The 22,931-nt window shown below is 68.2% G+C and carries 20 protein-coding genes; 16 read left to right on the top strand and 4 right to left on the bottom strand.

The window, feature by feature from the left end:
• Positions 1–2 precede the first annotated feature (2 nt).
• Together RVF83_RS18650 and cobG are read right to left on the bottom strand one after the other, a co-directional pair.
• Positions 3–626, bottom strand: a complete 624-nt coding sequence (locus tag RVF83_RS18650; protein ID WP_005199995.1) for a precorrin-8X methylmutase — start codon at positions 624–626, stop codon at positions 3–5.
• A 13-nt stretch (positions 627–639) separates the two neighbouring features.
• On the bottom strand, positions 640–1,821 hold the full coding sequence (cobG, locus tag RVF83_RS18645) for a precorrin-3B synthase (protein ID WP_005199994.1): 1,182 nt from the start codon (positions 1,819–1,821) through the stop codon (positions 640–642).
• A 204-nt stretch (positions 1,822–2,025) separates the two neighbouring features.
• Here cobG and RVF83_RS18640 point away from each other — a divergent pair, with 204 nt between their 5' ends.
• The 5 genes from RVF83_RS18640 (at position 2,026) to RVF83_RS18620 (ending at position 10,510) form a co-directional block, all read left to right on the top strand.
• Positions 2,026–5,661: a cobaltochelatase subunit CobN gene (locus tag RVF83_RS18640; protein ID WP_005199993.1), complete on the top strand. Its 3,636-nt coding sequence runs from the start codon at positions 2,026–2,028 to the stop codon at positions 5,659–5,661.
• Between the two features lie 97 nt (positions 5,662–5,758).
• A complete protein-coding gene (locus tag RVF83_RS18635; protein WP_005199992.1) occupies positions 5,759–6,295 on the top strand; it encodes an FxsA family protein in 537 nt (178 codons plus the stop codon).
• A gap of 65 nt (positions 6,296–6,360) precedes the next feature.
• On the top strand, positions 6,361–8,001 hold the full coding sequence (locus RVF83_RS18630; RefSeq protein WP_005199991.1) for an amidohydrolase: 1,641 nt from the start codon (positions 6,361–6,363) through the stop codon (positions 7,999–8,001).
• On the top strand, positions 7,998–9,680 hold the full coding sequence (gene lnt, locus RVF83_RS18625) for an apolipoprotein N-acyltransferase (protein ID WP_005199990.1): 1,683 nt from the start codon (positions 7,998–8,000) through the stop codon (positions 9,678–9,680). The genes RVF83_RS18630 and lnt overlap by 4 nt, the downstream gene beginning before the upstream one ends.
• An 8-nt stretch (positions 9,681–9,688) precedes the next feature.
• Positions 9,689–10,510 carry a polyprenol monophosphomannose synthase gene (locus tag RVF83_RS18620; RefSeq protein ID WP_005199989.1) on the top strand — a complete coding sequence of 274 codons (822 nt, stop codon included), beginning with the start codon at positions 9,689–9,691 and terminating at the stop codon, positions 10,508–10,510.
• Positions 10,511–10,582: 72 nt separating this feature from the next.
• Here RVF83_RS18620 and RVF83_RS18615 read toward each other — a convergent pair whose 3' ends face one another.
• Positions 10,583–10,927, bottom strand: coding sequence for an RNA polymerase-binding protein RbpA (locus RVF83_RS18615; RefSeq protein WP_005199988.1), 345 nt, complete (start codon positions 10,925–10,927; stop codon positions 10,583–10,585).
• 284 nt (positions 10,928–11,211) lie between these two features.
• Between RVF83_RS18615 and RVF83_RS18610 the strand changes: the two genes are divergently transcribed.
• From RVF83_RS18610 to RVF83_RS18585, 6 genes are all read left to right on the top strand, one after another.
• Complete coding sequence (locus RVF83_RS18610) at positions 11,212–11,496, top strand: hypothetical protein (RefSeq protein ID WP_005199987.1); 285 nt, start codon at positions 11,212–11,214, stop codon at positions 11,494–11,496.
• Positions 11,493–12,590: a DUF475 domain-containing protein gene (locus RVF83_RS18605; RefSeq protein ID WP_005199986.1), complete on the top strand. Its 1,098-nt coding sequence runs from the start codon at positions 11,493–11,495 to the stop codon at positions 12,588–12,590. The genes RVF83_RS18610 and RVF83_RS18605 overlap by 4 nt, the downstream gene beginning before the upstream one ends.
• 212 nt (positions 12,591–12,802) lie before the next feature.
• Entirely contained in the window at positions 12,803–13,024 is a 222-nt protein-coding gene (locus RVF83_RS18600; protein ID WP_005199985.1) for a DUF3263 domain-containing protein, read from the top strand.
• 53 nt (positions 13,025–13,077) lie between these two features.
• A complete protein-coding gene (locus RVF83_RS18595) occupies positions 13,078–13,407 on the top strand; it encodes a hypothetical protein (protein WP_005199984.1) in 330 nt (109 codons plus the stop codon).
• Positions 13,404–14,138 carry a VOC family protein gene (locus RVF83_RS18590; protein WP_005199983.1) on the top strand — a complete coding sequence of 245 codons (735 nt, stop codon included), beginning with the start codon at positions 13,404–13,406 and terminating at the stop codon, positions 14,136–14,138. Before RVF83_RS18595 ends, RVF83_RS18590 begins: the two co-directional genes overlap by 4 nt.
• An 89-nt stretch (positions 14,139–14,227) precedes the next feature.
• A complete protein-coding gene (locus tag RVF83_RS18585; RefSeq protein WP_005199982.1) occupies positions 14,228–15,196 on the top strand; it encodes an oxygenase MpaB family protein in 969 nt (322 codons plus the stop codon).
• A gap of 74 nt (positions 15,197–15,270) precedes the next feature.
• On the opposite strand, the gene RVF83_RS18580 is transcribed toward RVF83_RS18585, so the two are convergent.
• Complete coding sequence (locus tag RVF83_RS18580) at positions 15,271–16,395, bottom strand: NAD(P)/FAD-dependent oxidoreductase (RefSeq protein ID WP_005199981.1); 1,125 nt, start codon at positions 16,393–16,395, stop codon at positions 15,271–15,273.
• Between the two features lie 69 nt (positions 16,396–16,464).
• Here RVF83_RS18580 and RVF83_RS18575 point away from each other — a divergent pair, with 69 nt between their 5' ends.
• The 5 genes from RVF83_RS18575 to RVF83_RS18555 all read left to right on the top strand — a co-directional run bounded on the left by RVF83_RS18575 (position 16,465) and on the right by RVF83_RS18555 (position 22,852).
• Complete coding sequence (locus tag RVF83_RS18575) at positions 16,465–17,694, top strand: glucose-1-phosphate adenylyltransferase family protein (protein ID WP_005199980.1); 1,230 nt, start codon at positions 16,465–16,467, stop codon at positions 17,692–17,694.
• Positions 17,673–19,373, top strand: coding sequence for a phospho-sugar mutase (locus RVF83_RS18570; protein ID WP_051989340.1), 1,701 nt, complete (start codon positions 17,673–17,675; stop codon positions 19,371–19,373). The genes RVF83_RS18575 and RVF83_RS18570 overlap by 22 nt, the downstream gene beginning before the upstream one ends.
• 34 nt (positions 19,374–19,407) lie before the next feature.
• Positions 19,408–19,839 carry a helix-turn-helix transcriptional regulator gene (locus tag RVF83_RS18565; protein ID WP_005199978.1) on the top strand — a complete coding sequence of 144 codons (432 nt, stop codon included), beginning with the start codon at positions 19,408–19,410 and terminating at the stop codon, positions 19,837–19,839.
• A 20-nt stretch (positions 19,840–19,859) separates the two neighbouring features.
• Positions 19,860–20,270, top strand: coding sequence for a VOC family protein (locus tag RVF83_RS18560; protein ID WP_005199977.1), 411 nt, complete (start codon positions 19,860–19,862; stop codon positions 20,268–20,270).
• 170 nt (positions 20,271–20,440) lie between these two features.
• Positions 20,441–22,852: an ATP-binding cassette domain-containing protein gene (locus tag RVF83_RS18555; RefSeq protein ID WP_168432565.1), complete on the top strand. Its 2,412-nt coding sequence runs from the start codon at positions 20,441–20,443 to the stop codon at positions 22,850–22,852.
• Positions 22,853–22,931 lie beyond the last annotated feature (79 nt).

Raw genomic sequence — 22,931 nt, 5'->3', positions numbered from 1 at the left:
ATTCACTCCTGAGGGGTGGCGAGCGCGTTGACGGCGGCCGCGGTGATCGCCGATCCGCCGCGGCGTCCGGTGACGGTGATGAATTCGAGATCGGTGCGGGCGGCGAGGGCTTCGCAGGATTCCGCGGCACCGACGAATCCGACGGGCGCGCCGACAACTGCGGCCGGGCGGGGTGCGCCTTCGTCGATCATGTCGAGCAGGGCGAACAACGCGGTCGGGGCATTGCCGATCGCGACGACCGCTCCTTCGAGACGCGGCAACCAGAACTGCAGGGCGGCAGCGGTTCTCGTCGTGCCCATCTCCTCGGCCAGAGCGGGGAGGCCGGGTTCGGAGAGGTGGCAGAGCACCTCGTTGTCGGCGGGCAGGCGCTTACGCGTGATGCCGGAGGCCACCATGGACGCGTCGCACAGGATCGGTGCGCCGGCCTGGAGTGCGCCACGAGCCGCACGGACGACACCGGGCGTCGCGACGACGTCGCGCGTCAGGTCGGTCTGCCCGCAGGCGTGGATCATCCGGACAACCACGGTGGATACATCAGGAGAAAAGGCGGACAAATCCGACTCGGTCCGGATCGTCGCAAAGGACTGGCGGTAGATCGCGGCGCCGTCGCGCAGGTACTCGGTCATGATGCGCACGAGCCTAGCGGCGACGGCGGTCGTACTCGCCGTCGGGCGTGGCCTGCACCGACAGGTGTGTGCCGGCGGGGGAGCCGCAGCGACGCTCACAACCGACCCAGTGTTCGCGGCCGTTCAACGGGAGTCCGGCGCCGACGTGGGCGAGCAGGTCCTCACGCACCGCGGCGTGCGCCGACCCGCAGCCAGGGGCTCCCACACAGCAGCTCAGCCTCGCCCACGGTGAGGTCGCATCGAAGATCAGTCCCATCGGGGCCAGGACCCGCACCACGGTCTCGGCGACACCCTCGCCGAGGTCGCAGATGAGGATCTCGCGGTCCGGGGTGAACACGATCGGCGATTCGACCGCGGCGATGAACTCGGCGAGCCGCGCGGGCAGCCGTCCGAGTTCGACGACCGAACCGAGCAACACCGATCCGTCGTCCTGGTCGAACCAGCCCACGATCGGCTCCACCGGGTCCGGTACGTCGTCTTCGTCGGATTCGACGACGGGAGCCAGGGTCTCGCCGACGAGCCGCTCCAGGCGACTGCGGTCCTCGACCCCGAGATCGCGGACCCGCCACGCGCCGGGCGCCACCTTCTGCAGGCCGGTGGCCACCGCGATCAGTGTCGCGACGATCCCGTCGACGCCTGCGACCGACCCCACCGCGACCCCACCGACCAGGATGTCGGCGACCACGGGTTCGGCCGATCGCACCACCGCACACGCATCGGCGCCGCGGCGCCTGATGTCGCCGCGGCCGTCGTCGACCCCGAACAGGAAGCGTCCCGAGATCGAGGTCGCGGCAGGATCGGCACGCAAGGCGTCGTCGAGTGCGGCGGCCAGCGGACCGGCGTCGGCGATGCCGCCCATCCGCCCGGTCAACGGGCTGACCTCGATGTTGCGCACCTTGTCGTGCGACGAGCTGGGCGCGAGGCCGGCGCTCACCACGGCGTCGGCCACGGCCTCGACGTCGGTGATCCCGCGTAACTGCAGGTTCCCGCGCGCGGTCAGCTCGAGGAAACCGTCGGCGTGAGCGGTGGCCGCCTGGGCGAGGGTGGTGAGCTGATCCGGGCGAATCCGGCCTCCGGGGAGCCGGATTCGCGCCAGGGCGCCGTCCTGCGCCTCGTGCGTGCTGAACACGCCGGGACAGCGATCGGCGGTCTCCCGGCTCGCTGTTCCCGGAGCGGGGTCCGGCGACTGGGTCATCCCATCAGCGTACGACCGGCCCAGGTGAGGGGATCGGGGATGGGTCGTCGTAGGCTGATACCCAACCGCGAGCGGGCTGAAGCCGGTGTGATTCCGGCGCGGTCGCGCCACTGTGATGGGTTCCGTGCACGCGGGTACCCCAGCCAGACCAGTCCCTCGCACACACCCGACACACCGGGCGCGACAACCCGGCGAGGAGACACGATGATCCTGCTGCTCTCGACCTCGGACACCGACCTGCTGACCGCGGCGGCTGCATCCGAGGCAAACCCGGAGGTGGGGTTCCGCGGTGCGAATCCCGCCCGCATCCTCGTCGACGAGATCCCGGCCCTCGCCGCCGACGCCGACCTGATAGTCGTCCGCATCCTCGGCGGAACGCGCGCCTGGGAAGAGGGGCTCGCGGCGGTCGAGGCGACCGGCAAGCCGCTGGTGGTCTGTTCCGGCGAGCAGCAGCCGGACCCGGACCTGATGGCCCATTCGACGGTGCCGGCCGGCGTGGCCACCCAGGCACACGACTACCTCGCCGCCGGTGGCGTCGCGAACATCGTCAACCTGCACCACTTCCTCTCCGACACCGTGCTGTTCACCGGTCACGGCTTCGAACCACCGCAGCAGACCCCGGCCTGGGGGATTCTGGAGCGCGCGGAGCGCGATGGTTCCGAAGGGCCGACCATCGCGGTGCTCTACTACCGCGCCCAGCATCTCGCCGGCAACACCCGCTACATCGACGCGTTGTGCAGCGCCATCGAAGAGCGCGGCGCCCGCGCACTGCCGATCTTCTGCGCTTCCCTGCGCACCGCTCCCGACGACCTCATCGAGCTGCTCGGCACGGCCGACGCCCTCGTGGTCACCGTCCTCGCGGCCGGGGGAGCAACTCCGGCGACCGCATCGGCCGGCGGCGACGACGAGGCGTGGAACATCGAACGGCTTGCCGCACTCGACATCCCGATCCTGCAGGGCCTGTGCCTCACGGGTTCCCGTGCGGACTGGGAGGCGAGCGACGACGGTCTCTCGCCACTCGACGTCGCAACGCAGGTGGCCGTGCCGGAGTTCGACGGACGCATCATCACGGTCCCGTTCTCCTTCAAGGAGTTCGACGACGACGGCCTGCCCTGGTACCAGCCGGACCCCGAGCGCTGTGCCCGCGTGGCGGGAATCGCGGTGTCGCACGCGAGGTTGCGTCGCATCCCGGCCGCCGACAAGCGCATCGCCGTCATGCTGTCGGCCTACCCGACCAAGCACGCCCGCATCGGCAACGCCGTCGGCCTCGACACCCCGCGCAGCCTCCTGCGCCTGCTCTCCGCCCTGCGCGCGGCCGGTTACGACATCGGCCCGGAATCGGGTCCCGGCGCGATACCCGGCCTGGCCGACGATGACTCCGATGCGTTGATCCACGAGATCATCGCGACCGGCGGTCAGGACCCGGACTGGCTGACCGAGGAGACCCTCGCCGCCAACCCGATTCGACTGCCTGCCGCAGAGTACCGCGCCTGGTTCGAGACGCTTCCGGAGGAACTGCGCAGTGCCGTCGTCGAACACTGGGGTGAGGCGCCCGGCGAGCTGTTCGTCGACCGGTCGACCAATCCCGACGGCGATATCGTCATCGCCGCACTGACTTTCGGCAACATCGCGATCATGGTGCAGCCGCCGCGCGGATTCGGCGAGAACCCCGTCGCGATCTATCACGACCCCGACCTGCCTCCGTCGCACCACTACCTGGCGTCGTATCGATGGATCGCGGCCCGACGAGAAACGGGCCGTGCCGGTTTCGGGGCCGACGCGATCGTCCATGTCGGCAAACACGGCAACCTCGAATGGTTGCCGGGCAAGAACCTCGGCATGTCCGCCAACTGCGGGACCGATGCGGCGCTCGGCGATCTCCCGCTCGTCTACCCGTTCCTCGTGAACGATCCGGGGGAGGGCACCCAGGCCAAACGACGTGCCCACGCGGTGCTCGTCGATCATCTGATCCCGCCGATGGCGCGCGCCGAGTCCTACGGCGACATCGCCCGTCTCGAGCAGTTGCTCGACGAACACGCCAACATCTCCGCCCTCGACCCCGCGAAGCTGCCGGCGATCCGTCAGCAGATCTGGACGCTGCTCACCGCGGCGAAGATGGACCACGACCTCGGACTCACCGAACGGCCCGACGAAGAGGTCTTCGACGACATGCTGCTGCACGTCGACGGCTGGCTGTGCGAGATCAAGGATGTCCAGATCCGCGACGGGCTCCACGTCCTCGGCGAACCGCCTCGCGACGACGCCGAGGTCGACCTGGTACTCGCGATGCTGCGCGCCCGGCAGCTGTGGGGCGGTACGTCCGCGCTCCCCGGACTCCGCGAGGCACTGGGTCTGGTCGAGGACGGCACCGCCGAACGCGGGACCGTCGACACCGTCGAGGCGCAGGCCCGGGAACTGGTTGCCGCATGCGCGAAGGACGACTGGTCGGAGGCCGCGGTTGCCGAGGCCACCGCCGGATTGCCCGACGCGGTCGGCGACGTCCTGCGTTTCGCGGCCACCGAGGTCGTCCCGCGTCTGCGGCAGACCACCGGCGAGGTGCCGCGTGTGCTGCACGCCCTCGACGGCGGATTCATCCCGGCCGGCCCCAGCGGATCCCCGTTGCGCGGACTGATCAACGTGCTGCCGACCGGCCGCAACTTCTACTCCGTCGACCCGAAGGCCGTGCCCTCGCGACTGGCGTGGGAGACCGGCCGCGCGATGGCCGACTCGCTGCTGGAACGCTATGTCGCCGACCACGGCCACCACCCCGCATCGGTCGGCCTGTCGGTGTGGGGGACCAGTGCGATGCGCACATCCGGCGACGACGTCGCCGAGGTCCTCGCACTGCTCGGTGTGATGCCGGTGTGGGACGAGATGTCGCGCCGTGTCGTCGATCTCGAACTCATCGACCTCGTCGAACTCGGCCGTCCGCGCATCGACGTCACCGTCCGGATCTCCGGATTCTTCCGCGACGCCTTCCCACATGTGGTGGCGATGCTCGACGACGCGGTCGCGCTCGCCGCAGGCGCCGACGAACCGGACGAGCAGAACTTCGTCGCCGCCCACGTCCGTGCGTCGATGGCCGAACACGGCGACCGCCGGCGTGCGGTCACCCGTGTTTTCGGTTCCAAGCCCGGAACCTACGGTGCCGGGATCCTGCAGCTCATCGACTCCCGTGACTGGCGCAGCGACGAGGACCTGGCGCGCGTCTACACCGAATGGGGCGGTTACGCCTACGGCCGTGGCCTCGACGGTGTGCCTGCGGTCGACGACATGCGCGCCGCCTACCGGCGGATCGCGGTGGCCGCCAAGAACACCGACACCCGCGAACACGACATCGCCGACTCCGACGACTACTTCCAGTACCACGGCGGCATGGTCGCGACCGTGCGTGCACTCACCGGAACGGCGCCCGAGGCCTACATCGGCGACAGCACCCGGCCCGACTCGGTGCGCACCCGCACGCTGTCGGAGGAGACCGCCCGCGTGTTCCGCGCCCGCGTCGTCAACCCGCGCTGGATCTCGGCGATGCAGCGCCACGGATACAAGGGCGCCTTCGAGATGGCCGCGACCGTCGACTACCTCTTCGGCTACGACGCCACCACCGACGTCGTCGCCGACTGGATGTACGAGAAGCTCACCGAGTCCTACGTCCTCGACGAGACCAACCAGGAGTTCATGCAGCAGTCCAACCCATGGGCGCTGCACGGCATCGCCGAGCGGCTACTGGAGGCCGTGGAACGGGATATGTGGCATGAGCCGCCCGCCGAACTCCTCGATCAGCTGCGCAACGTCTACCTGCAGACCGAGGGCGACATCGAATCCCGCGGGGAAGACTGAGCACCACCGGGAGAAAAATCGCCCCCTCGATCGTTAACCCGCCAAGACCCTGACACCGAGGGTGCCCACAAGGCACCGAAAGACAGGTGAGACGACCATGGCACTCCGTTACTTCGCCGTGTACGCGCTGCTGGAGATCGCCGCCTTCGTGGGGATGGCGTTGTGGCTCGGGTTCGGCTGGGCCGTGCTGATCAGCATCGCGGCCGGCGTCCTCGGGTTCCTGACGTTGCGCTGGCAGGGCCGTAAGGTCTTCGGCGAGTTGCGCCGCGCCGCCTACAACGAGGTCGACGCACGGGCGCCGCTCGCCGACACGGCGCTCGTCGCCACGTCGACGATCCTGCTGGTCATCCCCGGCGTCGTGTCGACGCTCGCGGGCATCCTGCTGCTGTTCCCGCCGACCCGCAAGGTGCTGCGCCCGGTCGTGGTGGCCGTCGGTGTCAAGCGGATGGCGAGCGCGATGGACCGCGCGGGCCTGTACGCCACGGGCATCTACGGCAGCAGGATTCGCGGTGGTGGCGTCGGAGGTGGTGCGACCGTCGTCGACGGCTCCGTTGTGGAGTCCGACACCCCCGGGTCCGGCTTCGCCCCAGGATCCGAGCCGGTGACCACCCCGCAGCTCCCGCCCACGCGCTGACCTGGGCGCCGCCCACCACACCCCTCGCGGCCACATTCACCCACGGCAAGGCAGACTGAACGATCGTGGCAACCCAACTGCTCCTCGGCGGTGCCGTGTACTCGGCGGCCGCCCCCGACGCGACCGCGATGGCCATCACCGATGGGGTGGTGGTGTGGGTCGGCACCGATGACATCGGCCGGGCCCTCCACCCGGATGCCGAGATCATCGACCTGAACGGGTTGTTCGTCAGCCCGGGTTTCGTCGACTCGCACGTGCACCTCACGTCGACCGGGCTCTCGCTCGACGGTCTCACCCTCAACGAGGCGACCAGCCGGACGCACTGTCTGCGACTCGTCGCGAAGACGATCGCCGACGACGCCGCGGCCGGCCACGAGGAGGGTGACCTGCTCTGGGGTCTCGGCTGGGACGACTCGACCTGGGACGGCCCCGAACCCGAGGACGGCCGGTTCCCGACGACCAGCGAACTCGACGCCGTGGTCGGCGCCCGCCCCGTGTACCTCGCCCGGGTCGACGAACACTCCGCGGTCGCCTCGACCGCGCTCCGTCGCCTGGTGCCGGAGCTCGCGGACGCCGTCGGCTACCACCCGGAAGAGCCGCTCGTCGCCGAGGCGCATCACCTCGTCCGTGGTGCAGCCCGTCTCCTCGTCACTGCCGCACATCGTGAGCGGGCGCAGCGACGTGCGCTCGACGTTGCTGCCGCGCACGGGGTCGTCGCCGTCCACGAGAACGGCGGCCCCGACATCAGCGGCATGGACGACTTCCTGGCGATCGCCGACCTCGACCACCCCGTCGAAATCCGCCGCTACTGGGGACAGACCGTCACCGACGCCGACCACGCGGCCGAGCTCATGACCATCACCCGCGCCCACGCCCTCGGCGGCGACCTCTTCATCGACGGCGCGATCGGATCCCACACCGCGTGGCTCAACGAGCCGTACACCGACGCCCCGGACACCCGCGGCATCAGCTACCTCGACATGGAAACCATCCGCGATCACCTCCGCGGTTGCACGCTCGCCGGTATCCAGTCCGGGTTCCACGTCATCGGCGATGCCGCCACCGGTGCCGTCGTCGCCGCGCTCACCGAACTCGCCGACGAGCTGGGCACCCCGGCGATCGCCCGCTGCGCGCACCGGCTCGAGCACGCCGAGATGGTCACCGCCCGCGACGCGGAGGTCCTCGCCCGCTGCGGCGTCATCGCCAGCATGCAACCGCACTTCGACGCCGAATGGGGCGGTGCGGGCGACCTCTACGACGCCCGGCTCGGCACGGCCCGCGCGGCCACCCTCAACGACTTCGCGATGCTCGCGAAAACCGGTGTGGCGCTCTCATTCTCGTCCGACGCTCCGGTCACGCCGATCGACCCCTGGTCGACGATCCGTGCCGCGGTCCACCATCACCAGCCCACCAACGCGATCTCAGCACGCGGCGCCTTCGCGGCGGCCACCCGCGGCGGCTGGCGCGCCGGCGGCATCAACGACGGCCTCACCGGCACCCTGACCCCCGGAGCGCCCGCAAGCTACGCCGTGTGGGAGGTCGACGACCTCGTCGTGGCCGGCTCCCACGAGAAGGTGCAACGCTGGTCCACCGACCCGCGTTCGCGCGTGCCCGCCCTGCCGGACGTCTCCCCGGGAGCCGAGCTGCCGCGGTGCGTCCGGACCGTGCACCGCGGACAGGTCCTCTACGACCGGGACGCCGGGTGAACACCACCGACACGATGATGTCCGCTGAGGAGACCGAGGCGCGTGCACGTCGCTTCACCCTGACCTGGGACTGGAGTCTCCGTACCCTGGCCGCGATCGTCGCCGGTCTGGCGATGTGGGCCGCCTTCCCGCCCCGCAACTGGTGGTTCCTCGCGGTATTCGGGCTGGGTGTGCTGTTCACCGCGCTGTACGTGCGGCGCCCGCGGGTGCGCACGGGTGCATGGGTCGGCTTCGTCTTCGGGCTCGCCTTCTTCATCCCGCTGCTGCCGTGGATCGGTGTCTACGTCGGGCCGCTACCGTGGCTCGCGTTGTCGGTGCTGCTGTCCGGGTACCTCGCCCTGTTCGGCGCGATCGCCACCGTCACCATGCGACTCCCGGTCCCGCCGGTCTGGTTCATGTTCTCCTGGGTGCTCGTCGAGGCCGTGCGATCGGCGTTCCCGTTCGGCGGGTTCCCGTGGGGGAGAACTGCTTTCAGCCAGGTCGACGGGCCGCTGCTGCCTTTGGCATCCCTACTGGGCGCCCCCGGGCTGTCCGCCGGCGTCGCGCTGTTCGGCGCGTCGGTCGCCTGGTTGCTGATCATCCTGGTCTCCGCCTATCGCCGGTCCGCCCGATCGGCGGCGGCGCTCACCGGTGACCAGCCGTCGGGGTTCGTGCGGGTCGCGACGCTCGCCGTCGCCATCGCGCTGCTCGCACCCGTGGCGGCGATCGCGCTGACCCCGGCCACCATCGACCGCACCATCTCGTCGAAGTCGGTGCACATCGCGGCGGTCCAGGGCAACGTGCCGCGACTGGGGCTGGACTTCAACGCACAGCGTCGTGCCGTGCTCGACAACCATGTGCGCACCACCATCGGTTATGCCCAGGCGATCGACGCCGGCCTCGCCGCCCCGCCCGATTTCGTGCTGTGGCCGGAGAACGCCTCGGACATCTCACCGCTGGACAACGCCGACGCCGCCGCCGAGATCACCGCCGCCTCCGAGGGGGTCGGCGCACCGATCCTCGTCGGCACCCTGATCCGCAACTCCGACGGACGCCCGACGAACTCGGTGCTCGTCTGGGACGGGGCCAAGGGGCCGGTCGACCGCTACGACAAGCACATCGTGCAACCGTTCGGCGAGTACCTGCCCTGGCGCTCGTTCTTCCGTCTCTTCTCGTCGTATGCGGACATGGCCGGCAACTTCAAGCCGGGCACCGGTCCCACCGTCGTGGACGTGCCGGGCCGCTCGGGTGAGGTCACCGTGTGTGTCGCGACGTGCTGGGAGGTCGCCTTCGACCGCGCGGCGCGCCAGTCCATCCGCGACGGGGCACAGATGCTGTTCGTTCCCACCAACAACGCGACCTTCGGTCGCACCGAGATGACGTATCAGCAGCTGGCGATGTCGCAGGTGCGTGCCGTCGAACACGGACGTGCTGTGGTCGTCGCCGCGACCAGCGGTGTGAGCGCGATCATCGACGCCGACGGTTCGATCACCGAACAATCCGGCGTCTTCGCCTCGGATGTGCTGACCAGCACGCTGCCGCTCCACGACGGGACGACCCTCGCCACCCGTCTCGGGATGTGGCCGGGGGTCCTCGCGATCGTCGTGGCCGTGGCCGGTCTTTTGTTTGCGCTGGCCTCGCGTACTAGGTTCACACTCAAGCCACGCAGGGACGCCGCACGGGCGTCCGGTGACATTTAAGGAGCTCGATGGCATCGGGGATTGACGCCTCGGCAGGACAGCGGCAGTCAGGCGACACGCCGCAGCCGGTGGTCGGCGCCGACGGAGCGGGCGCACTGGTCGTCGTGCCGACGTTCAACGAGCGCGACAACCTGCCCGTGATCGTCGAACGCCTCCAGGCCGCCCTGCCCGGCGTGCACCTGCTGGTGGTCGACGACTCCAGTCCGGACGGCACCGGTGAGGTCGCCGAGGAACTCGCGCTCAAGGACGAGCAGGCCGGTCGTATCCACGTGCTGCACCGCCAGGAGAAGGACGGCCTCGGCAAGGCCTACCTCGCCGGTTTCGCGTGGGGCCTGAGCCGCGACTATCCGGTCATCGTCGAGATGGACGCCGACGGCAGTCACGCACCGGAGCAGCTGCACCGCCTGTTCGACGCCATCAACGACGGCGCGGACCTCGTCATCGGCTCCCGGTACGTCCCCGGCGGCAAACTCGTGAACTGGCCCAAGCATCGGGAGTTCCTCTCGCGCGGTGCCAACACCTACGCCCGCGTCGCCCTCGGCGCCAAGGTGCACGACATCACCGCCGGCTTCCGCGCCTACCGACGCAGCGTGCTGGAGAAAATCCAGCTCGACACGGTCGAGTCGGCCGGCTACTGCTTCCAGATCGACCTGGCCTGGCGGACAGTGCGCGCCGGTTTCGACGTTCGCGAGGTGCCGATCACGTTCACCGAACGCGAGCTGGGCGTCTCCAAGATGAGTGGTGGCGTCATGTCGGAGGCCTTCACGATGGTCGCGCGCTGGGGAATCCAGAGCCGCCTCGAGCGCCTGGGGATCGTCAAGAACTCCTAGCTCTGCACCAGACAAACGGATCGGCCCGGCAGGTGTACCTGCCGGGCCGATCTGTCTGTCAAGCGGTGGGGCTCAGTGCGCGATGCCCTTGCGACGCTGCTTCAGCAGGTCGAGACGCTCGTTGAGGAGCACCTCGAGCTCTTCCTCGCTACGACGCTCGAGCAGCATGTCCCAGTGGGTGCGCGGCGGCTTCGTCTTCTTCTCCTCGGGCTCTGCGCCCTCGAGGATCGTGCCTTCCATGCCGTTCTTGCACGGCCACTTCGACGGCACCTCGGCGTCGTCGGCGAAGGGGACGTCGAAGATCTCACCGTTGTCGGTGCGGTACTGGACGATGCGACGCGGCGCGAGGTCGTGGTCGCGATCGGTCTCGTAGCTCACCGCGCCGAGGCGGCTACCCCGAAGTACTCGATCTGCCATGAACAGTTCCTCTCAAAGCTTCGTCAGATTTCTCAGTTTGCCGGATCTATCAGCTGTGTTCACGCGGCGTTCACCTTCGAACGCAGCCAACTGAGTCGTCAACAGGAACATTCTACGCGCAATGTCGATGGCGGTTCGCCACCCGCCGACGACCCGTGTTGACCCGAGGCGGCCGCCCGACGTGCCACCCCGGTTTCCGGGCGTCCCATCGGGGTACGGTCTCCGATGTGGAACAGGTCTCCCATCACCGGCGTCGCCCGTACAACTGTGCGTGGTGCGGGTCGATGATGGTCGACTCCGAACTCGGCCGGCGGCGCAAATACTGCAAGCGTTCGTGCAGGCAACGCGCCTACGAACAGAGAACGCTGCTCGAGGGCACCTCCATTCCCGCCGACGCCGTGATCCTGTCGGCCGCCGAGGCCGCCGACTTCGGCGACCGCATGTTCGCTCTGCGGTGCGCTGCCGAGGACCTCGGCACCGCGGTCGCCGAACGTGCCGACCACGACGTCCTGGCCGAGCTGACCGACACTCTGCTCGAACTCGCGAAGGAAGCCGAGAAGCTACGGTGATCGCCCGCATCTTCGGCCTGTCCGCCGTCGTCTCGGTGGTGGCGCTGGCCATCGCGTATCTCTACCTGGGCTGGACCGGGCTCGCGTTGTGCGCGATCCTCGGCGTGCTCGAGGTGTCGTTGTCCTTCGACAACGCCGTCATCAACGCGACGATCCTCGAGCGGATGTCCGCGTTCTGGCAGCGCATGTTCCTGACCGTGGGTGTGCTGATCGCCGTGTTCGGTATGCGCCTGCTCTTCCCGCTGCTCATCGTCTGGATCACCGGCGGGTTGAACCCGGCCGAGGCGCTGCGGCTGGCCACCAACCCTCCGCCGGAGGGGCAGGCCTACTTCGCCGACGGCCAACCCAGCTACGAGACGATCCTGACCGACGCGCATCCGCAGATCGCCGCGTTCGGCGGGATGTTCCTGTTGCTGTTGTTCCTCAACTTCGTGCTGACCGAACGGGAGCGCACCTGGCTGACGTGGCTCGAAAGTCCGCTGGCCAAGATCGGCAAGCTCGACCAGTTACCGGTCGTGCTCGCGTCGATCGCCCTCGTGCTCTGCGGCGAGTTCCTCGCTGCCGACGACATCCGGGCCACGGTCCTGATCGCCGGAATCCTCGGCATGGTCACCTACATCACCGTCGACGGACTCAGTTCGCTGTTCATGTCCGACGGGCCGGGCCACGACGAACCGGGCCCGACCCCTGCGACCAAGGCGACCGGCAAGGCTGCGTTCTTCCTCTTCCTCTACCTCGAGGTGCTCGACGCGTCGTTCTCCTTCGACGGCGTGATCGGCGCATTCGCGATCACCTCGGATCCGATCATCATCGCTCTCGGCCTCGGCTTCATCGGCGCGATGTTCGTCCGGTCCATCACGATCTACCTCGTGCGCAAGGGCACGCTGGGGGAGTACCGGTACCTCGAGCACGGGGCGCACTGGGCGATCGGCGCGCTCGCCGTCATCCTGCTGCTGGGCGTGGAGTATCACATCGACGAGGTCGTCACCGGCCTCGTCGGAGTGGCGTTCATCGGGGCCTCGCTGGCGAGCAGCATCCGCGCGAACCGACGCGACTCGCGGCGTACCGAGACCCAGTCCTCGGTGAACGCCTGACGTCTCCCCGAGTGGGGTTTGCCGGGAATTCATGACCTTCCGGTGAACGTTCTGAGACACATTCGAATCACCCTGGGTCTCGTCCTCCCAACCGTCGGACGACAGGTGTAGAAAGGACGACGGCGGTGATGTGCGTCACGCACGATCCCATACTTTCGCTCCGCCGGGCTTCCGTCCCGACGCGACGTCGCAACAGCACATTTGGAGGTGGAATGAACGACAGGCAGCAGCAGATGATCCAGTTCGAGAAGTACTGGTACCCGCTGGGCGGCGGGTCGTCGAAGCAGATCATCGAGGAGTTCGGGCTGTCTGATCGAGACTTCTTCGCCGAGCTCAACCGGATCGTCGACGCCGATCCGCCGGAGGCTCTGAGCGCCGCCGAGTTGCGACGCATGCGTGAGGTCATCCGCCGTCGTCTGTGGATGGCCCGCTAGTCGCGCACCGGGCGCGTTCTGCCGTCGATCCGCGGTGAGGGGATAATCGGGCCGTGCCCTTCTCCGACGACGATCTCGAATCGTTCTACCGCGAGATCGAGGCACGGACGGCGTTTCACGAGCTGATGCACCGACGCCCCGCGGCACGATCGGAACGTCGGATCGAGACGGCCGAGTGTCCGACGCCGGACAAGCTTCCCTTCTCGTCGCCGGCCGATGCGCTCGACGGCATCGACCGCATCAAGCGGCGAGCACTGGGCACCCTGTCTCTCCGCTACTACGAGTGCACGTGCGGCGCCTGGCACATCACCAGCTCGGCGCAGCTGACGTACCGGCCCGCCCCACCGGCACCTCGCAGGCGAAAGGGTAAGAAGAAGCGGTGATCCCGCCGAATCCGTTCCCGACCGCGATCGTCGAACTCGCCTGTGCCGATCCTGCTCTCGCCGCCCGTGCTCACGAGATCCTTCTCGGTCTCTCCGGGGCGCCCGATCCCGATTCGCCGGGAGTGGTTCTCGGTAACACCGAGCTCCGGTTGCGTCAGGGACTCGTCGAGGAGGGTGACGCGGACGCCGGCCACCGCGTGTACTTCACGGTCGACGATGTCGCGCCGATGCACCGGCTGCTGACCCGACGCGGCTTCCCGGTCGTCGAGTCACCGCTCGGGGTGATCGGGGAGACGACCCCGCTCGGGATCACCGCCCGCGAAGCCGTGGGGGAGTCGGCACACGCCGTCGACGTGACCGGGATGGACCACCTTGTCTTCAACTGCGACAACCGCGATCGGGCGGTCGCGCTGTTCGGTGGCGTCTTCGGCCTGGATTTCCGGCTCGATCAGCCGATCGGCGACAACGCCCGGCAGCTGTTCTTCCGTGCCGGCGACCTCATCGTCGAGGTTGTGACCGCGGTGACCTCGACCGAGCCGCCCACCGCCGCCGCGACCTCGCTGTGGGGTGTCGCCTGGCGGTCCACCGACGTCGAGGCGACCCACGCGCGTCTGCGCTCGGGCGGCCTGGATCTCAGCGAGATCCGCACCGGCCGCAAGAAGGGCACCCGCATCTTCACCGTGCGAGAGCGCGCCCTCGGCACCCGCACGGTCATCATCGGCCCTGTCTGAGCGTCGAAACCTGGGTTTTCGACGCCCCCTACGGTAATCTGACTACGAATGTTGTCGAAATAGCTTTCGAAAACCACGTTGGGGGCACCATGACCGCGGTACACGACGAGCAGGCGGCCGCCGCACTCGAGGACACCGACCGCCTGATCAACCACCGCGACGACGAGATCGAGCTGATCCCACCCGACTCGCTCACCGCGCAGCTCACCGGTCTCTACACGTTCCTGCCGATCAACGGTGCGGCGTTCGTGATGCAGGTGATGCACCCGGTGATCGGCGACGTCGTCGGCAAGTATTCGGTGTTCCGCACGGACCCGGTGGGGCGGGCGATCCGGTCCGCCGACTCGGTGCTGCGCTGGACCTACGGCGGACAGGAAGCCATCGCCGAGGGGCACCGCCTCCGGAAGCTGCACCAACCGCTGCAGATGCGCAACGCCGAGGGCAAGCACATCAGCGCGCTCAACCCGGAGGCCTACGCGTGGGTCATCGCGACCGCGTTCCCGACCATGACCACCGCCGCGCCGCTCGTCCTCGGGCGTGAGTTCACCCTCGAAGAGCGCAAGGAACTGCTGCGCGACAACCGTCGCATCGCCAAGATCGTCCAGGTCCCGATGAAGGGCTACCCGGAGACCCTCGAGGAGTTCGACGAGTACTTCGACGACTTCATCGAGAACAAGCTGGTCCGCCACCCGGTCGCCATCGAACTCATCGAGCAGATGCGTGCCGCCCCGCCGGTGCCGAAGGCGGTGCCCAAGGCGCTGCGCCCGGCCGTCAAGAAGGTCGCCGTCACCGCGTCGGTCCCGTTTCAGGACTTCAACTACCTCACGACCGTGGGCGTCATGGATCCGCGCGTGCGCGAGATCCTCGGCCTGACCTGGACCGACGAGGAGCAGCGCCACCTCGAGAAGATCCACCGCCGCCTGCGGTTCGCCTACCGCACCCTGCCCGAGCGTGCGATCTACTTCCCGCTGGCCTACCACGCCCGTCGCCACCACGACGCGATCCAGGCCATGAAGAAACGCGAGAAGCAGAGCGCCGCTTACAAATACGCCACGTAGCTCCGGCGGTCGCGATCACGGGTTCCGTTCCCGCTCACCCGGAAATCGTGAGCGCGTACGGAAATCGTGAGCGCTCACCGGGCCTCGCCGCCCATCAACCCGACCACATACTCGCCGATTGCCAGGCACGACGTGATCCCGGGCGACTCGATGCCGAACAGATTGACCAGCCCGGCGTGCCCGTGCGTGGCCGGCCCGTCGATGACGAAATCCGCGGCCGCCTCGCCGGGGCCGCTGGTCTTGGGTCGGATGCCGGCGTACGCGGGAGCGAGTGCGCCGGAGGGTAATCCGGGCCAGTATCGGCGGATCGATCCCTCGAAGTCGGGCAGGCGTGTCTCGTCGACCGAGTAGTCGAGATCTCCGGCGTCAGAATCACCGTCCAACCACTCGACGTCCGGACCGAACCGTGCCGCGCCGGCGAGGTCCATCGTGAAGTGCACCCCCAGACCGCCATCGACCGGCACCGGGTACACCAGGTGCTGGAATGGCGCTCGTGCACCGGACAATCCGAAGTAGTTGCCCTTCGCCAGGTGACGCGGCGGGACCGGACCGTCGAACCCGTCCAGCGATCGGGCCACGTCCCACGCACCCAGTCCGGCACAGTTCACCAGCACGCGCGCCGACGCCGACCCACCCTCGGCCGTGTCGACGATGACTCCGCCGTTGTCGACGCGCCCGCCGATCACCCTGCTGCGCAACGCCACTGCTCCGCCCGCAGACTCGAGGTCCCGGCGCAGGGCGCCGACCACCCCGTCGACGTCGACGATCCCGGTCGACGGTGACAGCAGGGCGGCCACACCCTGCACGTCTGGCTCCAGCTCGTGGAGTTCGACGCCGTCGATCCGTCGCAGGTCGCCGACGCCGTTCGTGTGTCCGTGCCGGAGCAGGACATCGAGCCGGCCCGTCTGGGCGTCGTCGACGGCCACGATCAGCTTGCCCGGTCGACGCCAGGAAACACCGTGCTCGTCGCAGTACCGGGTGAGGAGCTTGCGTCCCCGCACGCACAACCGCGCCTTCAGGCTGCCCTCGGGATAGTAGATACCTGCGTGGATGACTTCCGAACTCCGCGAGGTCGTCTGTGTGCCGACCGAGTCGGCGGCCTCGAGAACGACCACCTCGCGCCCGGTCGCCGCCACCGCACGGGCCACGGCCAGACCCACGATGCCGCCGCCCACCACCAGGCAATCGGTCCGTTCCACCGGGCTCTCCCTTCTCATCGCTCGATCAGTCATCCCGGTACAGACCGAGCTCTCGGGCACACTGGGGTGATGCGGCACTCTGATGTTCTCGCGATCGTGCAAGCCGGTGGGCGTGGTTCCCGAATGGAGGTGTTGACCGATCGGCGGGCCAAACCGGCGCTGCCGTTCGCGGGAAACTATCAACTCATCGACTTCCCACTGTCCAACCTGCATCACAGTCACGTCGACGACGTCTGGCTGTGTGTCCAGTACGAGGCGGAGACGCTGACCCAGTTGGTCGCCGGCGGACGCCCCTGGGATCTCGACCGCACCAGCGGCGGACTGCGGATCGTCATGCCTGAGCAGACCGATGCCCCGGAGACCGAGGACGGCTTCGCCACCGGCAACGCCGACCTGCTGTACCGGATCCGCGACCGGATCGCCCGACACGGCCCGGCCGAGGTGATCGTCATGAGCGCCGACCACGTCTACGATTTCGACTTCCGCGACGCCCTCGACACCCATCGCAGCCGTGGCGCCGAATGCACCATCGTCACCACGACCTGTTCGCTGGAGGAGGCATCCCAGCACGCTACGGTCACCTCCCGCCGCGACGGTACTGTCCGCGAGTTCCGCTACAAGCCAGACCGTGCGACGACGCGCACGATCGCCACCGAGATCTTCATCTACGACCCGCAGGTGCTCATCGAAGGACTGGAAGGTCTGGCGCGCGAGACGACGGTGGGTTCGGCGAAGGACGACACCGGCCTCGGCGACTTCGGCGAACACCTCGTGCCGTGGTTCGTCGAACGCGGAAAGACGGTGGCGCACGCGATGTCGGGGTACTGGATCGACGCCGGCCGGCCCGAGACCTACCTGCAGGCACACCGAGATCTGATCGACGGCAAGATCGACGTCTTCCGCGCCGAGCGACCGGTTCTGACGAACCAGCCGCAACGTACCGCGGCCCGCATCGAAGCCGGTGCGGTTGTCGAGGACAGCCTCGTCAGCAGCGGCGCCCACGTGTGCGGAACCGTACGACGTAGCGTCCTCGGGCCCGGTGTGGTCGTCGAGAAGGGTGCCACCGTCGTCGACTCGATCATCTTCAGTGACACCGTGATCGGCGCCGGGGCGACCGTCGCGTGGTCGATCCTCGACGAACGTGTCCGGGTGGGGCCGAAGGCGACGATCGGCGGCCATCCTCGAACCCGGCCGGTGCCCACCGAGAAGATCACCCTCATCGGGATGGACACCCAGATCCAGCGCGGGGCGAAGGTGTCTCTCGGTGACCGCGTCGAATGTCAGCGTCGCATCCGCTGACTGATAGCGTCGCGCGGGTGATCGAGACCGCGCGTACCTGGCGAGACCACGACCCGGATCCGGTGACCCGTGGCGAACTCACCCGCCTCATCGACGCGGCGGACTCCGGAGATGCTGCGGCCGCCGCCGATCTCCACCACCGATTCCGCGGCCCACTCACCTTCGGTACGGCCGGCCTGCGCGGCGAGGTCGGGGCGGGGGAGACGCGCATGAACGTCGCGGTGGTCACCCGCGCCACATACGGCCTCGGTCGCCACCTCATCGACACCGTCGGACCCGACGCGCGCGTCGTCGTCGGGTGCGATGCGAGGCACGGTTCCGACGCCTTCCTCGAGGCCACCGCCGAAGTCCTTGCCGCACAGGGCCTCACGGTGTTGACGCTCCCTCGTCAGCTGCCGACACCGGTGACCGCGTACGCGACCCGCGCCCTCGACTGCGATGCCGGAGTGATGATCACCGCGTCGCATAATCCGCCCGCGGACAATGGCTACAAGGTGTATCTCGGCGGACGCGCGACCGACCCTGCCGGGTGTGGTGTCCAGATCGTCCCGCCTGCCGACGAATCGATCGCCGCCTTCATCGACGCCGCGCCACCGGCCGACGAGATCGCCCGCGACGCCGCCGCTGTCGTGGCCCTCGACGATGCCACCACCGACGCCTACATCGCCCGAACCGCCGGACTTCGACCCGGCACCGAACCCAGCTCGGTGCGCGTCGTCCTGACGCCCATGCACGGGGTCGGCGGTGCGACCGCTCTCGCGGTGCTGCGTGCCGCCGGCGTCGACGACATCCACGTCGTCGACGAGCAGTTCGCGCCCGACCCCGGTTTCCCGACCGTCGCCTTCCCGAACCCGGAGGAACCCGGAGCCCTCGACCGCGCCCTCGAGCTGGCCCGCGACGTCGGCGCACACGTCGTCATCGCCCTGGACCCAGACGCCGACCGCTGCTCGGTCGCCACCCCCACCGACGACGACTGGCGCCAGCTCACCGGCGACGAGATCGGTTGGCTGCTGGGGGAACAGGCCGCCCGTGACGACGACCGCAGCGGCGACACTCTCGCCTGCTCGGTCGTGTCGAGCCGGCTGCTGGGGAAGATCGCCGCCCATCACGGTCTGCGGTTCGCTTCGACCCTCACCGGTTTCAAATGGATTGCCCGGACACCGGATCTGCGATTCGGCTATGAGGAGGCCATCGGGTACTGCACCGACCCGGAGGCGGTGCGCGACAAGGACGGGATCTCGGCGATGGTCCGCGTCATCAGCCTCGTCGAAGAACTCGCCGCAGACGGCCGCACACTCGTCGACCTCCTCGATGACCTCGCCCGACGCCACGGCCTCCACGCGACCGCCCCGCTGACGATCCGCGTCGATGACCTCGGCGAGATCGGCCACATGATGGACCGGTTGCGCACCACGAGGATCGACACACTGGCCGGTTCCGAGGTCCTCGAGATCCTCGACCTCGCGCCGGGTTCCGCCGACCTTCCGCCGACCGACGCACTCGTCCTGCGTACCGCCGCCGACGATCGGGTCATCGTGCGGCCGTCGGGCACCGAACCGAAACTGAAGTGCTACCTCGAGGTCGTCCTCGCGTGCGCGGACCGCGAGATCCCGCACGCCCGCGCCGCCGAACGGCTGCAAGCGATCAGCGGGGACATGGCCGCACTTCTCCGCGGCTGACCCACGTTCCGAATCCGACGCCTACGATCAACCCGTGGCCCGCTCCGATTCCGACCAGCGACTGCGTGACCTGACCTTGCTCCGCCGGGTCCGCGACCGGATCGACCGCGAGTATGCCCAGCCGCTCGACGTCGAGGCACTGGCTCGGGGCGTGAACATGTCGGCTGGGCACCTGAGCCGCAAGTTCCGTCAGACCTACGGGGAGTCGCCGTACTCGTATCTCATGACACGTCGCATCGAACGAGCGATGACTCTGTTGCGTCGTGGCGATCTCAGCGTCACCGAGGTCTGTTTCGAGGTGGGCTGCTCATCGCTCGGCACCTTCAGCACACGGTTCACCGAACTGGTCGGGGTGCCGCCGACGGTCTACCGCGAGCAGTCCGCCGATGCCACCGACGGGATCCCCGCGTGTCTGGCCAAGAACATCACGAGACCGATCAGGAATCGAGAAGCGCAGCGGGGGTGAGGGTGCCTAGCCTGACTTCCATGAACATCACCATCCAGTACACCTTTCTTCCGCACACCGATGGCGAGGCCGCGCTCGGCTTCTACCGCGACCTTCTCGGCTTCGAGGTCCGCAAGGACGTCGGCTACGAGGGCATGCGCTGGCTGACGGTCGGACCGCCGAATCAGCCCGGCACCTCGATCGTGCTGCATCCGCCGGCCGCGGACCCGGGCATCACCGACGCCGAACGTCAGACGATCCTCGAACTGATCGCCAAGGGCAGTTACGGCGCGCTCACCCTCGCGACCGAGGACCTCGACGGACTGTTCGAGAAGCTGCAGGCCAGTGGCGTCGACATCATCCAGGAGCCGATGGACCAGCCCTACGGTGTCCGCGACGCCGCGGTGCGCGACCCCGCCGGCAATCTGATCCGTATCGACCAGGTCGCGTGAATCGTGTGCGGCGCCGGTCGATTGCCGCCACCTGAAGCCCTGGCCGGGGGAGTCGTCGAATCGCCGATGACTCTCCTGGTTGGATCCAGTCATACCGATACGACACCGGAAATACTGCCCGAACACGATGATGGCTGCGCACCGGCATGCGCCGCCGCGATGGAGACACGATGAGCCCAGCCGCGCGCACGAAGTCGACGCCCCGATCCGCCCCGGTCGAAGAGTACGACCCCCATCCCGCCGACACCCACGACCGCATCCGGGTGCACGGGGCCCGCGAGAACAACCTCAAGAACGTCGACGTCGAGCTGCCCAAACGTCGGCTGACCGTGTTCACCGGCGTGTCGGGTTCGGGAAAGAGTTCACTGGTCTTCAGCACGATCGCCGCCGAATCCCAGCGGCTGATCAACGAAACGTACAGTTCGTTCGTCCAGGGCTTCATGCCGTCGATGGCCCGCCCCGACGTCGACGTCCTCGAAGGACTCACGACGGCGATCATCGTCGATCAGGAACGCATGGGCGCCAACGTGCGGTCGACGGTCGGCACCGCCACCGATGCGAACGCGATGCTCCGAATCCTGTTCAGCCGTCTGGGTAAGCCGCACATCGGTTCCCCGCAGGCGTTCTCCTTCAATGTGGCGTCGATCAGCGGTGCGGGTGCGGTCACCGTCGAGAAGGGCGGCCAGAAGGTCAAGGAGCGCCGCAGCTTCTCGATCACCGGCGGCATGTGTCCGCGGTGTGAGGGCCGTGGCGACGTCTCCGACTTCGACCTCACCGCGCTCTACGACGCGTCGAAGTCGCTCAACGAGGGCGCACTGACGATCCCCGGTTACTCGATGGACGGTTGGTACGGGCGGATCTACCGCGGTTGCGGCTTCTTCGACCCGGACAAGCCGATCGCCAAGTACACCAAGAAGCAACTCAACGATCTGCTCTACAAGGAGCCGACCAAGATCAAGGTCGAGGGCATCAACATCACCTTCGAGGGCCTGATCCCGAAGATCCAGAAGTCGATGCTGAGCAAGGACCGTGAGGCGATGCAGCCGCACATCCGCGCCTTCGTCGACCGCGCCATCACGTTCCAGACCTGTCCGGACTGCGAGGGCACACGTCTGACCGCGGAGGCCCGTTCGTCGAAGATCAAGGGCATCTCCATCGCCGACGCCTGCGCGATGCAGATCAGCGATCTGGCGCAATGGGTCGCCGAACTCGACGAGCCGTCGGCCGCGCCGCTGATCAAATCGCTGCGCGAACATCTCGACGCCTTCGTCGACATCGGTCTCGGCTACTTGTCCCTCGACCGGCCGGCCGGCACGCTGTCGGGCGGTGAAGCCCAGCGCACCAAGCTGATCCGGCACCTCGGATCGTCGCTCACCGACGTCACCTACGTATTCGACGAGCCGTCGATCGGCTTGCACCCGCACGACATCCAGCGGATGAACGACCTGCTCCGTGCCCTGCGGGACAAGGGCAACACGGTGCTGGTCGTCGAACACAAGCCCGAGGTCATCGCCATCGCCGACCGTGTCGTCGACCTCGGTCCGCGAGCCGGCACCGACGGCGGCGAGATCGTGTTCGAGGGCACGGTCGAGGAACTCCGCTCGGCCGACACCCTCACCGGTCGTCACCTCGACGACCGTGCCTCGGTCAAACCCGAGGTCCGCACTCCCAGTGGCGCTTTCGAGGTCCGCGGCGCGAACATGCACAACCTGCGGAACGTCGACGTCGACATCCCGCTGGGCGTCCTCGTCGTGCTCACCGGTGTCGCCGGTTCGGGCAAGTCCTCGTTGATCAACTCGTCGGTCGCCAACGCCGAGGGCGTGGTCTCGATCGATCAGACCGCGATCAAGGGTTCCCGACGCTCAAACCCGGCCACCTACACCGGACTACTCGAACCGATCCGCAAGGCCTTCGCCAAGGCCAACGGGGTCAAACCCGCTCTGTTCAGCGCCAACTCGGAGGGCGCCTGCCCGAACTGCAACGGTGCCGGCGTCGTGTACTCCGACCTCGCGATGATGGCCGGGGTTGCGGCCCCCTGCGAGGTGTGTGAGGGCAGGCGTTTTCAGGCGGAGGTGCTCGAATACACCCTCGGTGGGCGCAACATCAGCGAAGTCCTCGAGATGTCCGTAGCGCAGGCCGAGGCCTTCTTCGCCGACGGTGACGCGAAACTGCCTGCAGCGCACAAGATTCTTCATCGCATGGTCGATGTCGGTCTGGGCTACATCAAGGTCGGCCAGCCGTTGACGACCCTGTCGGGTGGCGAGCGACAGCGTCTGAAGCTGGCGACGCACATGGGGGAGAAGGGCGACGTCTACATCCTCGACGAACCCACGACCGGCCTGCACCTCGCCGACGTCGAACAGCTCCTCGGGCTGCTCGACCGGCTCGTCGACTCGGGCAAATCGGTGATCGTCATCGAGCATCACCAGGCGGTGATGGCGCACGCGGACTGGATCATCGACCTCGGACCCGGCGCCGGCCACGACGGCGGTCGGATCGTCTTCGAGGGAACCCCGGCCGACATCGTTGCTGACCGGTCGACGTTGACGGGCCAACACCTGGCTGAGTACGTCGGGGCCTGACGGTGCCCGGTGTTCCGTCCTGCTCAGCATCTCTGCTGAGCAGGACGGAATCCGTCGGCTCGCTTTTCACACTGTGGAC

Origin of the sequence: Gordonia rubripertincta (assembly GCF_038024875.1) — a bacterium.
Lineage (GTDB): Bacteria > Actinomycetota > Actinomycetes > Mycobacteriales > Mycobacteriaceae > Gordonia > Gordonia rubripertincta.
Note: the sequence above shows the minus strand (reverse complement) of the source record. Positions and strands in the feature narration are given on the sequence as shown.